At 63.4% G+C, this 13,518-nt stretch carries 15 protein-coding genes; 4 read left to right on the forward strand and 11 right to left on the reverse strand.

The window, feature by feature from the left end; genetic code table 11:
* Positions 1-6: 6 nt before the first annotated feature.
* The 4 genes from NKH83_RS03635 to ubiE all read right to left on the reverse strand — a co-directional run bounded on the left by NKH83_RS03635 (position 7) and on the right by ubiE (position 3,164).
* Positions 7-414 (reverse strand): type II toxin-antitoxin system VapC family toxin, encoded by a 408-nt coding sequence (locus NKH83_RS03635; protein WP_352478132.1) that lies wholly within the window; start codon positions 412-414, stop codon positions 7-9.
* The gene (locus tag NKH83_RS03640; protein ID WP_254816871.1) at positions 411-671 is read right to left on the reverse strand and encodes a FitA-like ribbon-helix-helix domain-containing protein; all 261 of its coding nucleotides are present in this window, start codon (positions 669-671) and stop codon (positions 411-413) included. Before NKH83_RS03640 ends, NKH83_RS03635 begins: the two co-directional genes overlap by 4 nt.
* A 71-nt stretch (positions 672-742) precedes the next feature.
* Positions 743-2,317: a 2-polyprenylphenol 6-hydroxylase gene (gene ubiB, locus NKH83_RS03645; protein WP_352478130.1), complete on the reverse strand. Its 1,575-nt coding sequence runs from the start codon at positions 2,315-2,317 to the stop codon at positions 743-745.
* 70 nt (positions 2,318-2,387) lie between these two features.
* Positions 2,388-3,164 carry a bifunctional demethylmenaquinone methyltransferase/2-methoxy-6-polyprenyl-1,4-benzoquinol methylase UbiE gene (ubiE, locus tag NKH83_RS03650; RefSeq protein WP_352478128.1) on the reverse strand — a complete coding sequence of 259 codons (777 nt, stop codon included), beginning with the start codon at positions 3,162-3,164 and terminating at the stop codon, positions 2,388-2,390.
* 166 nt (positions 3,165-3,330) lie between these two features.
* On the opposite strand from ubiE, the gene NKH83_RS03655 reads away from it, so the two are divergent.
* The 3 genes from NKH83_RS03655 to NKH83_RS03665 all read left to right on the forward strand — a co-directional run bounded on the left by NKH83_RS03655 (position 3,331) and on the right by NKH83_RS03665 (position 5,724).
* Positions 3,331-4,305: an adenosine deaminase gene (locus tag NKH83_RS03655; RefSeq protein WP_254816868.1), complete on the forward strand. Its 975-nt coding sequence runs from the start codon at positions 3,331-3,333 to the stop codon at positions 4,303-4,305.
* Between the two features lie 128 nt (positions 4,306-4,433).
* Positions 4,434-5,063 carry a uracil phosphoribosyltransferase gene (gene upp / locus NKH83_RS03660; protein ID WP_254816867.1) on the forward strand — a complete coding sequence of 210 codons (630 nt, stop codon included), beginning with the start codon at positions 4,434-4,436 and terminating at the stop codon, positions 5,061-5,063.
* Positions 5,064-5,163: 100 nt separating this feature from the next.
* On the forward strand, positions 5,164-5,724 hold the full coding sequence (locus NKH83_RS03665) for a TIGR02281 family clan AA aspartic protease (protein ID WP_352802158.1): 561 nt from the start codon (positions 5,164-5,166) through the stop codon (positions 5,722-5,724).
* Between the two features lie 108 nt (positions 5,725-5,832).
* Here NKH83_RS03665 and deoA read toward each other — a convergent pair whose 3' ends face one another.
* From deoA to NKH83_RS03695, 6 genes are read right to left on the reverse strand one after another with little or no spacing between them, the layout of a single operon-like run.
* The gene (deoA, locus tag NKH83_RS03670) at positions 5,833-7,152 is read right to left on the reverse strand and encodes a thymidine phosphorylase (RefSeq protein ID WP_352802160.1); all 1,320 of its coding nucleotides are present in this window, start codon (positions 7,150-7,152) and stop codon (positions 5,833-5,835) included.
* Complete coding sequence (locus NKH83_RS03675; protein ID WP_352802162.1) at positions 7,152-7,970, reverse strand: purine-nucleoside phosphorylase; 819 nt, start codon at positions 7,968-7,970, stop codon at positions 7,152-7,154. The genes deoA and NKH83_RS03675 overlap by 1 nt, the downstream gene beginning before the upstream one ends.
* The gene (gene cdd / locus NKH83_RS03680; protein WP_023675315.1) at positions 7,967-8,359 is read right to left on the reverse strand and encodes a cytidine deaminase; all 393 of its coding nucleotides are present in this window, start codon (positions 8,357-8,359) and stop codon (positions 7,967-7,969) included. The genes NKH83_RS03675 and cdd overlap by 4 nt, the downstream gene beginning before the upstream one ends.
* Before the next feature lie 6 nt (positions 8,360-8,365).
* Complete coding sequence (locus tag NKH83_RS03685) at positions 8,366-9,337, reverse strand: ABC transporter permease (protein WP_254816863.1); 972 nt, start codon at positions 9,335-9,337, stop codon at positions 8,366-8,368.
* Position 9,338: 1 nt separating this feature from the next.
* Positions 9,339-10,478: an ABC transporter permease gene (locus tag NKH83_RS03690; RefSeq protein WP_352802164.1), complete on the reverse strand. Its 1,140-nt coding sequence runs from the start codon at positions 10,476-10,478 to the stop codon at positions 9,339-9,341.
* Entirely contained in the window at positions 10,475-12,007 is a 1,533-nt protein-coding gene (locus NKH83_RS03695; RefSeq protein ID WP_254816860.1) for an ABC transporter ATP-binding protein, read from the reverse strand. Before NKH83_RS03695 ends, NKH83_RS03690 begins: the two co-directional genes overlap by 4 nt.
* Before the next feature lie 181 nt (positions 12,008-12,188).
* Here NKH83_RS03695 and NKH83_RS03700 point away from each other — a divergent pair, with 181 nt between their 5' ends.
* A complete protein-coding gene (locus tag NKH83_RS03700) occupies positions 12,189-12,410 on the forward strand; it encodes a SlyX family protein (RefSeq protein ID WP_254817071.1) in 222 nt (73 codons plus the stop codon).
* A gap of 65 nt (positions 12,411-12,475) precedes the next feature.
* On the opposite strand, the gene NKH83_RS03705 is transcribed toward NKH83_RS03700, so the two are convergent.
* On the reverse strand, positions 12,476-13,465 hold the full coding sequence (locus NKH83_RS03705; protein ID WP_254816859.1) for a BMP family lipoprotein: 990 nt from the start codon (positions 13,463-13,465) through the stop codon (positions 12,476-12,478).
* Positions 13,466-13,518: the final 53 nt, after the last annotated feature.

A 13,518-nucleotide genomic window follows, 5' to 3' on the forward strand; every position in this document is an offset into this window, starting at 1 on the left:
CCAATGTCATGCCGGCTTCAGCGCCGATTCGATGTCGGTATGGATGAAATCGTCACCCTTGAAAAGTAGCGGCAGGTTTCGGGTCTTGGCCAGGGCATAGGCGAAACAGTCGCCCATGTTGAGGTCAGCACGATGGCGGGATCCGCGACCGTACCGAGAGTAGGCAAGTCGTGCGACCTCGAGCTGAGCCAGATCAAAAGGAACGACCGTCAGTTCGAGGCGATCGATGAGCACCTGAAGTTCGGCGGGGTTGATGCCACCGCCGGACCGGTTCGCCACACAATGTGCCTCCAGAAGTGTTGCAGTGCTTATCAGTACAGCAGATGAGGTGCCGAAAACATCGACGAATGCAGCCGCATCCGGCTCTGCGCCGATGATTGCGATTAACGCAGACGTATCAACTGCAACGGTCACAGAAGTCCCTCATCCCACATGTGATCAGTAAGCGCCTTGAGGTCAATGGGGTGTTCTGATTTCCGTCCGAGCGCCAAGATCTCGTCACGTGACGCTTTCAGCCGCCACTCCCCGTTCTGGAGCTTGCTCTCGGGGATCGTCACTTTGCGCAAGGCATCCCGCGCTTCCTGCTCCATCGAAACGCCGCGCGCGGCAGCGCGTTCGCGCAGCACCTGCTTCACTTCGTCATCAAGATTACGGATTGTGATAGTGCTCATAGCGTAGCTGCTCGCCGTTAACATAAGCGACAAGCGGCGTGATTGCAATGACAGCACTGCTGTCATTGCAATCAGAGCAGCTTCCAGGCGATATACACCAGCGTCAGCGCGATCACCCACAGCGCCAGCCGGCCGGAGCGGGTGTGGCGCGCCTCGGCTTTGCCGATCGCGTCCGCCGTCCCCTCGTCGAAGCGCAGGCCGTTTTCGGCCATCAGGTCGATCTCACGCGACAGCCGCTCGGTACGGGCTGCGAGGTCCGGCGCCTGACGGGCCAGCGCCAGCAGCGCGTTGGCGCCGTCGCGCGCATCGGCCAGCAGCGCGCGCGGGCCGAGATTGCGCGCAATCCAGCCGCTGACCACCGGCTCCGACGTCTTCCACATGTTGAAGGCCGGATCGAGTGTGCGGGCGACGCCTTCGACAACGACCATGGTCTTCTGCAGCAGCACCAGTTCGGATCGCGTCGCCATGTCGAACAGGTCGGTCACCTCGAACAGCAGCGTCAACAGCTTGGCCATCGAGATGGTCTCGGCCGGCTGGCCGTGGATGGGTTCGCCGATCGCCCGGATCGCCTGGGCGAAAGCTGCGACGTTGTGCTGGCGCGGCACGTAGCCGGCCTCGAAATGCACTTCGGCGACGCGCTGGTAATCGCGCGTGATGAAGCCGTAGAGGATTTCGGCGAGGAACCGGCGCTCCTTCCTGCCGAGCCGGCCGGCAATGCCGAGATCGACGGCGACGATGGTGCCGTCGGCTTCTATAAACAGGTTGCCCGGGTGCATGTCGGCATGGAAGAAACCGTCGCGCAGCGTATGGCGCAGAAACGACTGAACGAGGTTGGCGGCAATCGCCTTCAGGTCGTGGCCGGCGGCGGCTAGGCCGGCAATATCGTTCATCTTGATGCCGTCGACCCATTCCATGGTCAGCACGTCACGACCGGTGCGCTCCCAGTCGACCGACGGCACACGGAAGCCGGGATCGTCCTTGGTATTCTCGCCGAGCTCCGAAAAAGCCGCCGCCTCCAGCCTCAGGTCCATTTCGATTTTGGTCGTCTGGGCCAGTGTCTCGGTCACCTCGACGGGCCGCAGCCGGCGCGACGACGGGATGTATTTTTCCTGCAGCCGGGCGGCGAGAAAATAGCTCTCGAGATCGCGAAAGAAGCGGCGGCGCACGCCCGGCCGGATGACCTTCACCGCCACCCGGGTAACGACGCCGTTCTGCAGGATTTCGGCGGTATGGACCTGGGCGATCGAGGCGGCGGCGACGGCCTCGCCAAAACTGACATAGAGCTCGTCGACCCTGCGTCCGAGCGAGGCCTCTATCGCGGCGACAGCCTCGGCCTTCGGAAACGTCTGCATCTTGTCCTGCAGCATGGCAAGATCAAGCGCGATATCGTTTCCGACGACATCCGGCCGTGTCGCCAGGAACTGGCCGAGCTTGACGTAAGACGGGCCGAGCCGCACGACCGCCTTGGCCAGCCTGTCGCCACGCTCATAGGCAAGCGCGCGACGGCGGGTGAACAGCCGGGCCATGCGCCAGCCGAATTTCGGCAAGCCGAAGAGCTCGTCACCGGGCAAAGCCGCGATGACACCCTCGCGGACCAGCACCCAGCCGGCCCGCACGAGCCTGAAACCAGCGCCGATGCTGCTCATGGCTGGCTTTGCCCCGCCGATTTCCTAGACCGGCGAAGAGCACATTGAGTACGAAAGATACGGGCCAGCTTCAAAGCTTCCAGCCCGAGTGGAGCGCGGCGATGCCGCCGGAGTAGTTGCGGAATGAGACGCGCTCGAAGCCCGCGCGCGAAATCATCGTCGCGAAATTCTGCTGATTGGGAAATTTGCGGATCGATTCGACCAGATAGGAATATGGCTCGCCATCGCCGGTCACCATCTTGCCGATCCGCGGGATGGCGTTGAACGACCATGCTTCGTAGACCTTGTCGAGCAGCGGCATCTCGACCTCGGAGAATTCAAGGCAGAGAAAGCGCCCGCCGGGCTTCAGCACGCGATAGGCTTCGGCAAGCGCCACATCGATGCGGGGCACGTTGCGGATGCCGAAAGCGATGGTGTAGGCGTCGAAAGTAGCATCGGCAAAAGGCAGTTCCTCGGCATTGGCTTCGACGAAATCGGTATTTGCCGACAGGCCCTTTTTCTCGGCCCGGTCGCGGCCGACGGCGAGCATCGAGCCGTTGATATCGAGAACCGTTGCATGAGCGTGCTTGCCGCTCGCCTCGACGATGCGGAAGGCGACATCGCCGGTGCCGCCGGCAACGTCGAGAACGCTCCAGCCCGGCCGCTTCGGTGGATTGAGCCAGGCAACCATGGCGTCCTTCCACAACCGATGCAACCCGGCCGACATCAGGTCGTTCATCAGGTCGTAGCGGTTCGCCACCTTGTGGAAAACATCATTGACCAGGGACTGCTTGTCGCCTGGTCCTACCCGCTTGAAACCATAGGAGGTTTCCATGCCGCCCGCAGCAGTGGTTCTTTCAACCGACATCGTTTTGATCCGCCATAAAATCGGCGGGACCATAGCCGATCGATGGTGCGGGCGCTATTGTTTAAGGCGCGGTGTTCGGCCGCGCTTCGAAGCAGGTTCCGGAAAAGTGTCACACGGTTCCGACAGGAACTTGCGTCATAAGAAAAAAGCCTGACGGGATAATTGAATGCCTTTGAAAGCAGAACTGCACTGCCACATCGAAGGGGCAGCGGCGCCTGAACTCGTCCTCCGCCAGGCTGAGAAATACGGCAAGGATGCCTCGCCCTACATCCAGGACGGCTCCTTCGTCTGGCACGACTTCACCTCTTTCCTCGCCGCGTACGACTTCTCGTCGGACCTGTTCCGCACTGAAGAAGACTATGCGCGGCTGGCCGATCACTATCTGACCAGCCTCGCCCGCGACGGCGCCATCTATTCCGAGGTTTTCACCTCGCCCGACCATGCAAGCAAGGCCGGGCTGTCGCCGAAGGCCTATACCGACGCGCTCGGCGAAGGCATGGCCCGCGCCAAGGCGAAGACCGGCATCGAAGGCCGCATGATCGTCACCGGCGTGCGCAATTTCGGTGTCGAATCGATCGAACGGGCGGCACGTTTCGCCGCCCGCTGTGGGCATCCGCTGGTCACCGGTTTCGGCGTCGCCGGCGACGAGCGGATAGGTGATCTGGAAGATTATGTCAGGGCCTTCGAGATCGCCCGCGAGGCCGGCCTCGGCATCACCGTGCATGCCGGCGAATTGATGGGCTGGGAGAGCGTCGAGGCGGCACTCGACCACATCCGCCCGTCTCGCATCGGCCATGGCGTGCGCGCCATCGAGAACCCCGATCTTGTGCGGCGCATCGCCGACGAAGGCGTCGTGCTCGAATGCTGCCCCGGCTCCAACATCGCGCTGAAAATCTTTGACAGTTTCGCCGACCATCCCTTTCCCGCCTTGAAGGCGGCGGGCTGCAAGGTGACGCTCAACTCCGATGACCCGCCCTATTTCTGGACCTCGCTGAAACGCGAATACGACATCGCCGCCGAGCATTTTGCGATGGACGACAAGGCGCTCACCGCCGTCACCAGGACGGCTATCGAGGCAGCCTTCGTCGACAGGAAGACCAGGGCGGCGCTGCTCGGCAGGCTCGGCGCCAAGGGCAGGTGAATGGTGAATGGCTCACCCGGCGCTTCGGTCCGTCAACCGCGAGCTTTGCCGCGCAACCAAGGACTCGCAAACCAGTTCACTATTCACTATTCACCATTCACCATTTACTTGCGCAGTTGGAGAACACCATGAAGGGCGTCACCGTCGTCGACCATCCGCTTGTCCAGCACAAGCTGACCATCATGCGCAAGAAAGAGACTTCGACGGCCGGCTTCCGGCGGCTGCTGCGCGAGATCTCGCTGCTGCTCGGCTACGAGGTCACCCGCAACCTGGAATTGACGACGACGACGATCGAGACGCCGATCGAGACGATGGAGGCGCCGACGCTGGAGGGCAAGAAACTGGTCTTCGCCTCGGTGTTGCGCGCCGGCAACGGCTTGCTCGAAGGCCTGCTCGATCTGGTGCCGGCGGCGCGTGTCGCCCATATCGGCCTCTACCGCGACCATGAGACGCTGGAAGCGGTCGAGTATTTCTTCAAGGCGCCGGGCGACCTCGCCGACCGGCTGGTGATCGTCGTCGACCCGATGCTGGCGACCGCCAATTCGGCGATCGCGGCGATCGACAAGCTGAAAGGCCGCGGTGCCACCAACATCCGCTTCCTCTGCCTGTTGGCGGCACCAGAGGGCCTCGAGCGGTTCACCCATGCGCATCCCGATGTTCCCGTCTTCACCGCCTCGATCGACCGCCAGCTCAACGAGAAGGGCTACATCATGCCCGGCCTTGGCGATGCCGGCGACCGCATGTACGGCACCAAATAGATCCGTTTACCGATTGTTTACGCAAACGGCTGGTTTCCGCAGTCGTTAAAGCGGCAAACACCATGTCGGACTAAGGATCGGCAACCACAAAGGCCGGTCCATGCTGCGCAAGCTTCTCATCCTTGGCGTGTTTGCCGGAACGTCGGCATCGCTGCCGATCGTATATCAGTCCAATTCACAGGTTATCGAGCGGCTGTTGAAATCCGCCATCGGAGCTAGGCAGGCCGACACCCAAACCGACCTGAATCTCGCCGCCGTTCGGGACAGGCCGGCGACGCCGCAGCCGCTCGGCCGCAAGGTCGTCGTCACCGCGGACGCGCGCGGGCATTTCATGTCGGTCTTCAAGTTGAACGGCCGACAGATCGACGGCATGATCGATACCGGCGCGACGCTCGTCGCCATCAACAGTTCGACCGCGCGCAGGATCGGCATCTCGCTCAATCCGACGGACTTCAGCCATCAGGTCAACACCGCCAACGGTGCGATCAAGGCCGCCGTGGTGACGATTGATCGCCTGCAGATCGGCAGGATCACCGTCGAGGGCGTCGAGGCCGTCGTGCTCGACGATAGGGCGCTGCACACCAACCTGATCGGCATGAGCTTTCTGCAGCGGCTCGAAAAATACCAGGTCGAAGACGGCACGCTGCTGCTGGTCCAGTAGGCCGTGATCCTGAACCGCAGGTCCACGCCAGCGAAAAGGGCACCGGTCGTCGGACAAGATCATGGTCCAAAGAAAGATAGAGCCGATCCGATACCATCGGAATGGGCTCTATCCGCGCGGCAGGATCCGCCGGATGACGGTTTTCTCCGTGGCCGGTTTGGAAGGGCCGATCATATAGGCCGAAAGCACGACGGCCGCGGCCGCTTCGGCATCCCCGGTATTGCGGGCATGGACTAGCGCCAGCGCTTCGCCGGCCCGCACTTCGGCGCCGATCGGCAACAGTCTGGTGATGCCGACGGCGTGATCGATCCTGTCGTCGGGCCGCGTCCGCCCGCCGCCAAGCCCGACCACGGCAAGCCCGATCTCGCGCGTCGCGATGCCAGAGACAAAGCCGTTCGCGCTCGCCTTGACCGCGAATTCCGTTGCCGCTTTCGGCAGATATTTTTCCGGATTGTCGACAAAATCGGCGGGACCACCCAGTGCCGCCACCATGCGCGCGAAGATGGAAGCGGCGCGGCCGCCGGCCAACGTCTCGGCGACGCGGCGCAGGCCGTCCTGGTTGGACGACACCAAGCCTGCCGATTGCAGCATCTCGGCGGCCAACGCCAGCGTCAAGTCCTCCAGCCGCCGGTCGCGAAAGCGGCCGGTGAGAAAATCGACGGCGTTGCGCACCTCGACCGCATTGCCAGCGGCGGAGGCCAGCGGCTCGTTCATGCCGGTGACCAGCGCCGATGCCTTCAGGCCGGCGCCCTTGGCGACCTCGACCAGGCTGTTGGCCAGCGCGGTTGCGTCGCGCGATTTCTCCATGAAGGCGCCGTTGCCGACCTTGACGTCGAGCACCAGCGAACCAAGGCCGGCCGCCAGCTTCTTCGACAGGATCGAGGCGGTGATCAGCGGCACCGATTCGACCGTTCCCGTCACATCGCGGATCGCGTAGAGCCTGGCGTCGGCGGGTGCAAGGTCTGCGGTCTGGCCGATGATGGCGCAGCCGGTTTCGAGCACAGTCTTGCGGAAGCGCGCAACATCCGGCTGGCTGATATAACCGGGGATCGCATCCATCTTGTCCAGCGTGCCGCCGGTATGGCCAAGGCCCCTGCCGGAAATCATCGGCACATAGGCGCCGCAGGCAGCGACGATCGGTGCCAGCATCAAGGAGACATTGTCGCCGACGCCGCCCGTCGAATGCTTGTCGGTGACCGGGCCGGGCAGATCCGACCAGTCGAGCACATCGCCGGAATCGCGCATCGCCATAGTCAGCGCAACCGCCTCGTCGCGGCTCATGCCGTTGAAGAATACCGCCATGGCGAGGGCGCCGACCTGCGCGTCGGTAACGGTGCCGGCGGTCAGGCCCTCGATGAAGAACGCGATCTCCTTAGCCGACAGCTTCTGCCCGTCGCGCTTGCGGCGGATGATTTCCTGGGGAAGCATCAGGCGTCGACCCTGTGCTCCGGAAGCCCGTCCTGAAAAACACGCTGCAGGATGGTCGCCAGCCGCGCTCCGCCGACCGGCGCCATGTCCTTGGTCTCCTGGTGCGACAGCTCGGCTCCGGTCATGCCGGCGGCAAGGTTGGTCACGACCGAACAGGCGGCGACGCGCAGCCCGAGGAAGCGCGCGAGAATGACCTCCGGCACCGTCGACATGCCGACCGCGTTGGCGCCCATGACGCGCGCCATGCGGATCTCGGCGGGCGTCTCGAAGCATGGGCCGGAGAACCACATATAGACGCCCTTGTGCAGCGTGGTACCGGTGGCCTTCGCCGCCTGCTCTATGGCGGAGCGGAGACCGGCGTCATAGGCTTCGGTCAGACCGACGAAACGGCGGTCGCTCGGTTCGCCGATCAGCGGGTTGGACCCCGAGAAATTGATATGGTCGGTGATCAGCATTACCGAGCCCGGCCCCATCCCGGGATCGACCGAACCGGCGGCGTTGGTGAGGATCAGCCGGAAGATGCCGAGGCCGGCGAGCACTTCCAGCGCCGGCCGCATCGCCGCTGCGTTGCCGTGCTCGTAATAGTGTGCGCGGCCGGACAGCATCAGCACCGGCGTGCCGGCAAAGAGCCCCGCCACCACCTCGCCGGCATGGCCGCTGACACCGCTTCGGGGAAACCCCGGCAAGTCGGCGTAGGAGATGCGCACCGCATCCTCGACCTGGTCGACGAGCCCGCCAAGCCCTGACCCCAGCACCAAGGCGGTGGTCGGCGCCAACCCATCCAGCCTTTCGACGAGGTGATCGAGCGCTTCCTTCATTTCAGCACATCGCCTTCAAACCCGTATGGCAACAACTCGCCCATGGTCACGGTCTCGACCACGCCGCTGTCATCGCAGAGATAGAACTTCGTTTCCGGCCGGCAGAATTCGGCCAGCCGCTGCCGGCAGCCGCCGCAGGGCGAGCATTTTGCCACGCGTTCGGCGATCACGGCGATTTCCGTGATCTTGCCGCCGCCGCCCATGACGTAGTGGCCGAGCGCGGTGGTTTCGGCGCACCAGCCCTCTGGATAGGACGCGATCTCGACATTGGCGCCGGTGAAGACACGGCCGTCTTCGGTGCGCAACGCCGCGCCGACCGGAAATTTCGAATAGGGCGCATAGGCCTTGGCCATGGCGGCTTTCGCCGCTTCGAACAGATCATGAGCCATGATATATTAGCGTTCCTTGACATAAGGCACGCCGCCGGCGCGCGGCGGGATTGCCTTGCCGATGAAGCCGGCAAGCAGGATGACGGTCAGCACATAGGGCAGCGCCTGCATGAATTGCACCGGCACCTTGCCGATCAGCGGCAGCGGCGTGCCTTGCAGGCGGATCGACGCGGCATCGAGGAAGCCGAACAGCAGGCAGGCGAACATGGCGTTGACCGGTTTCCATTTGGCGAAGATCAGCGCGGCCAGCGCGATGTAGCCCTTGCCGGCGGTCATGTCCTTCACGAAGCCGCCATTCTGCACCATCGACAGATAGGCGCCGGCAATGCCGGTGAGCACGCCGGTGCAAATCAGCGCCCGATAGCGCAGCCAGGCGACGGAGATGCCGGCGGTGTCGACCGCGGCCGGGTTCTCGCCGACAGCGCGCAGGCGGAGCCCAAAGCGGGTGCGAAACAGCACCCACCAGGTGAACGGCACGGCCAGGAAGGCGAGATAGACCAGCACGGAGTGGCCGGAGATGAGTTCCGAATAGATCGGCCCGAGAATCGGAACGCCCCTGAGCGCATCCGCGCCCGGCCAGATGATTGCTTCGAAGCGCTCGCCGGCAGCCAGCGCCGGCGTGCGCCCGCCTTGCTGGAACCAGGCCTGGCCGAGCATGATCGTCGATCCGGCGGCAATGAAATTGATCGCGACGCCGGAAACGATCTGATTGCCGCGATGGGTGATCGAGGCAAAGCCGTGGATCAGCGCGAAGGCAACCGAGATGAGGATGGCCATGCCGAGGCCGATATAGGCCGAGTGGAAGACCGAGGCGGCGGCCGCACCGGCGAAGGCGCCGACAAGCATCTTGCCCTCGAGCCCGATGTCGAAGACGCCGGCCCGCTCCGAATAGAGGCCGGCGAGGCAGGCGAGCAGCAAGGGGACCGAAAGGCGGATGGTCGAGTCCAGGACTTGTACGATGGCGTTGAAGAAATCCATCTCAGGCGCCCTTCCCTTTGACCGCTTCCATGCCGACCGATTTCGGGCTGAGCGAGGCGAACAACGCCTGGACATAGGGCCGGAACATATGCTCGAGCGCCCCGGCGAACAGGATGACGAGGCCCTGGATGATGACGATCATGTCGCGGCTGATCGCCGGCATTTCGAAGGCGAGTTCGGCGCCCCCCTGGTAGAGCATACCGAACAGGATCGCCGCCAGCACGATGCCGACCGGGTGCAGGCGACCCATCAGCGCCACCGCGATGCCGACGAAACCGGCGCCCGAAACGAATTCGAGCGCGACATTGTGCTGGTCGCCCATCGTCGGGTTGAGCGCCATCATGCCGGCCAGCGCGCCCGAGATCATCATCGCAATGATGATGATGCGTATTTCCGAAATCCCGGCATAACGCGCCGCTTTCGGGCTGTGGCCATAGGTGCGCATCTCGTAGCCGAGCTTCGTGCGCCAGATCAGCACCCACACCAGAAAGGCCATGGCCAGCGCCAGCAGGGAACTGACGTTGAATGGCGCCGAACGGATTTTGGCGCCGAACAATTCGATGATCCAGTTGAGCTTCGGCAATTGCGCGCCTTCGAGGAAGGTGCGCGTCTGCGGCGCCATCGAGCCGGGCGGCTTCAGCATCCCCACCAGCGCATAGACCATGACGCTGGCCGCGATGAAGTTGAACATGATGGTGGTTATGACGATGTGCGAGCCGCGCTTGGCCTGCAGATAGGCCGGGATCAGCGCCCACAGCGCGCCCATCGCCGCGGCGGCGATAATCGCGATCGGGAAGGTCAGCCACCAGGGCAGCACGCTGTCGAAGGCCAGGCAAACGATGCCGATGCCGAGACCGGCGATATAGCCCTGGCCCTCGCCACCGATGTTGAACAGGCCGCAATGCGCCGCAACCGCCACCGAAAGCCCGCTGAAGATGAAGGTGGTGGCATAGAAAAGTGTAAACGCGATGCCTTGGCCGCGACCGAAGGCACCCTCGACCAGGATGACAGCCGCGCGCAACGGATTCTCACCGACCAATATGACGACGAAGCCGGCAACGACGAAGGCGACGAACAGATTGATCAGCGGGATCAGCACGTAGTCGGCCCAGGCCGGGAGCTTAGCATAGGGAGTGCTCATTCCGCCGCCTCGCGCTGCTCGACGCCGGCCATCAGCAGGCCGAGCTCGCCCTCGGTCGCGTCGGGGCCGCGTTCGCCGACGATGCGGCCGGCAAACATCACCAGGATGCGGTCGGACAGCGAGCGGATCTCGTCGAGTTCGACCGAAACCACCAGCACCGCCTTGCCCTGGTCGCGCATGGCGATGAGGCGCTTGTGGATGAATTCGATGGCGCCGACATCGACGCCGCGCGTCGGCTGGCCGACGATCAACACGCCGGGATCTTGTTCCATTTCCCGCGCCAGCACGATCTTCTGCTGGTTGCCGCCGGAGAAATTGGCGGTCTTGAGGCGGCAGTCCGCCGGGCGGATGTCATATTTGACGATCTTGTCCCGGGCATCGTCACGGATGGCGTCGATGTCGAGAAACGGCCCCTTCAGATAGCGCTCATCGTCCTGGTAGCCGAGGATCGAATTCTCGTTCTCCTCGAAGGCCAGCACCAGCCCGACGTGATGGCGGTCCTCCGGCACATGAGCAAGGCCGCGCTCGCGCAGCTCGCCAGGGTCGGCGGCGCCGGTGAGGTCGATCGGCTTGCCGTCGAGCATGACCGAGCCCGAAACGGCATGCCTGATGCCGGAAATCGCCTCGAGCAATTCGGACTGCCCGTTGCCGGCGACGCCCGCAATGCCGACGATCTCGCCGGCATGGACGTCGAAGGAGACGTCGTCGACCATGGTGACGCCGCGGGAATCCTTGACCGTCAGGTTCTTGACCGCGAGCTTGACGCCGCCGGCCTTCGCCTCGCCCTTCTCGACGCGCAGCAGCACGCGCCGGCCGACCATCAGCTCCGCCAGTTCCTCGACCGTGGTCTTCCTGGTTTCGCGTGTCGCCACCATCGTGCCCTGGCGCATCACCGAGACGGTGTCGGTGATCGCCATGATCTCGCGCAGCTTGTGGGTGATCAGCACGATCGTCTTGCCCTGCTCCTTCAGCTGCCTGAGGATGCGGAACAGATGGTCGGCCTCGGCCGGCGTCAGCACGCCCGTCGGCTCGTCGAGGATCAGGATTTCGGCGCCGCGATAGAGCGCCTTGAGGATTTCGACGCGTTGCTGCAGGCCGACCGGCAACTCCTCGATGACGGCGTCGGGATCGACTTCGAGCCCGTATTCGCGCTCGAGCCGTTCCAGCTCGGAACGCGCCTTGGCGATGCTCTTCTTCAGCAGTGCATCGCTTTCGGCGCCGAGAATGACGTTTTCCAGGACCGAGAAATTGTCGACCAGCATGAAATGCTGATGCACCATGCCGATGCCGAGCGCGATCGCATCATTCGGTGTCTTGATCGATGCCGGCTGGCCGCCGACACGGATTTCGCCGGAATCGGCCTGGTAGAAACCATAGAGGATCGACATCAGCGTCGACTTGCCGGCGCCGTTCTCACCGACGATGCCATGGATGGTGCCGCGCATAATCTCCAGATTGATGTCGCGGTTGGCGCGCACGGCGCCAAAGCTCTTGTCGATGCCGATCAGCTCGATTGCGGCTTGCGCCATGCAGCCTGTTCCCACTGTTATTTTTTTACCGCTTGGTCAAACGCCTAGCATGACGCCCAGTCTGTGCCAATTGGGTCTATGCCAATTGCCCGGAGCAGGGTTCACTCTCGACAAATCCCGCCATGCTTGTCAATTTCCAACGTGGCCGCAGCCTGCACAATCGCCTGATCGAGGATTTGAGATGACCATGCCCGCCGACATGCCCGACCACCGGCTGACGACGCTGGAAATCCGCGCCGCCGAGCAGGAGAAGACCATCGAGGAATTGTCAGGCCAGATCGCCGAGCAGTGGAAGGTGATCGAGCGCATGCAGCGCAAGCTCGATGCGCTGGCCGAGCGCTTCCTGGCGCTGGAGGAACAGGCCGCACCCGACGTGCCGGTGACCAAGCCGCCGCACTGGTGAGCGGCTGACAATGCAAAACCGCCGGGCTTTCACCCGGCGGCTCGTCAGTCTGCAATGTCGATCAATCAATACGGGCAGGCATTGTCCGACATGTAGTCGTGCACCTTGATGGTGCCTGCGATGATGTCGGCCTTGGCCTTTTCGACCGCTGCCTTCATCGCGTCGTCGACAAGCGCCTTGTTGTTGTCGTCCATGGCGTAGTCGACGCCGCCTTCCTTGAGGCCGAGATCGTTGACGCCGGCCGTGAACTTGCCGTTCTTGGCATCCATGAAGGTGTTGTAGACGGCAACGTCGACGCGCTTGACCATGGAGGTCAACACCTTGCCGGGCTGCAGGCCGTTCTGGTTGGAATCGACGCCGATGCCGAGCTTGCCGGCGTCGGCCGCTGCCTGCAGCACGCCGACACCGGTGCCGCCTGCCGCTGCGTAGATTACGTCGGCGCCCTGGTCGATCTGCGTCTTGGCGATCTCGCCGCCCTTGGCCGGATCGTTCCAGGCTGCCGGCGTATCGCCGGTCATGTTCTGGATGACGTCGGTGGCGCCGGCCGCCTTGGCGCCGCCTACATAGCCGCAGCCGAACCTGCGGATCAGCGGAATATCCATGCCGCCGACGAAGCCGACCTTCTTGGTCTTGGAAGCCATCGCCGCCATCACGCCGACGAGGTACGAGCCTTCCTGCTCCTTATAGACCAGGGAGCGGACATTGGGCTTGTCGACGACCATATCGATGATGGCGAATTTGGTGTCGGGGAACTCGGTGGCGATCTTGTCAAGCGCGTCGGCCCAGGAGAAGCCAGCCATGACGATCGGATTGCGGCCGTCCTCGGCGAAGCGGCGCAGCGCCTGCTCGCGCTGGGTGGCGTTGCTGACCTCGAATTCCACATAGGGGATGCCGGTCTCGGTCTTGAACTTTTCAGCGCCGTTGAAGGATGCCTCGTTGAACGACTTGTCGAACTTGCCGCCGAGATCATAGAGGATCGCGGGTTGAATGTCCGCGGCGAAGGCCGGAAGAACCATTGCAGCTGCGGCCATAAGGCCGAGAACGATACGTTTCATGTGATCCACACCCCTGTCGGTTATCTGTCCATTATGCACCGCATGCCGGCCCG

The sequence above is a fragment of the Mesorhizobium sp. M0909 genome (genome assembly GCF_040319515.1).
Taxonomy (GTDB): Bacteria; Pseudomonadota; Alphaproteobacteria; order Rhizobiales; family Rhizobiaceae; genus Mesorhizobium.

Excerpts from the sequence above, each read along its gene's own strand:
- NKH83_RS03690 (WP_352802164.1), bottom strand. The coding sequence starts at position 10,478 with ATGAGCACTCCCTATGCTAAGCTCCCGGCCTGGGCCGACTACGTGCTG.
- NKH83_RS03665 (WP_352802158.1), top strand. The coding sequence starts at position 5,164 with ATGCTGCGCAAGCTTCTCATCCTTGGCGTGTTTGCCGGAACGTCGGCA.
- ubiE (WP_352478128.1), bottom strand. The coding sequence starts at position 3,164 with ATGTCGGTTGAAAGAACCACTGCTGCGGGCGGCATGGAAACCTCCTAT.
- NKH83_RS03675 (WP_352802162.1), bottom strand. The coding sequence starts at position 7,970 with ATGAAGGAAGCGCTCGATCACCTCGTCGAAAGGCTGGATGGGTTGGCG.
- NKH83_RS03640 (WP_254816871.1), bottom strand. The coding sequence starts at position 671 with ATGAGCACTATCACAATCCGTAATCTTGATGACGAAGTGAAGCAGGTG.
- ubiB (WP_352478130.1), bottom strand. The coding sequence starts at position 2,317 with ATGAGCAGCATCGGCGCTGGTTTCAGGCTCGTGCGGGCCGGCTGGGTG.
- upp (WP_254816867.1), top strand. The coding sequence starts at position 4,434 with ATGAAGGGCGTCACCGTCGTCGACCATCCGCTTGTCCAGCACAAGCTG.
- NKH83_RS03700 (WP_254817071.1), top strand. The coding sequence starts at position 12,189 with ATGACCATGCCCGCCGACATGCCCGACCACCGGCTGACGACGCTGGAA.
- NKH83_RS03695 (WP_254816860.1), bottom strand. The coding sequence starts at position 12,007 with ATGGCGCAAGCCGCAATCGAGCTGATCGGCATCGACAAGAGCTTTGGC.
- deoA (WP_352802160.1), bottom strand. The coding sequence starts at position 7,152 with ATGCTTCCCCAGGAAATCATCCGCCGCAAGCGCGACGGGCAGAAGCTG.
- NKH83_RS03685 (WP_254816863.1), bottom strand. The coding sequence starts at position 9,337 with ATGGATTTCTTCAACGCCATCGTACAAGTCCTGGACTCGACCATCCGC.
- cdd (WP_023675315.1), bottom strand. The coding sequence starts at position 8,359 with ATGGCTCATGATCTGTTCGAAGCGGCGAAAGCCGCCATGGCCAAGGCC.
- NKH83_RS03705 (WP_254816859.1), bottom strand. The coding sequence starts at position 13,465 with ATGAAACGTATCGTTCTCGGCCTTATGGCCGCAGCTGCAATGGTTCTT.
- NKH83_RS03655 (WP_254816868.1), top strand. The coding sequence starts at position 3,331 with ATGCCTTTGAAAGCAGAACTGCACTGCCACATCGAAGGGGCAGCGGCG.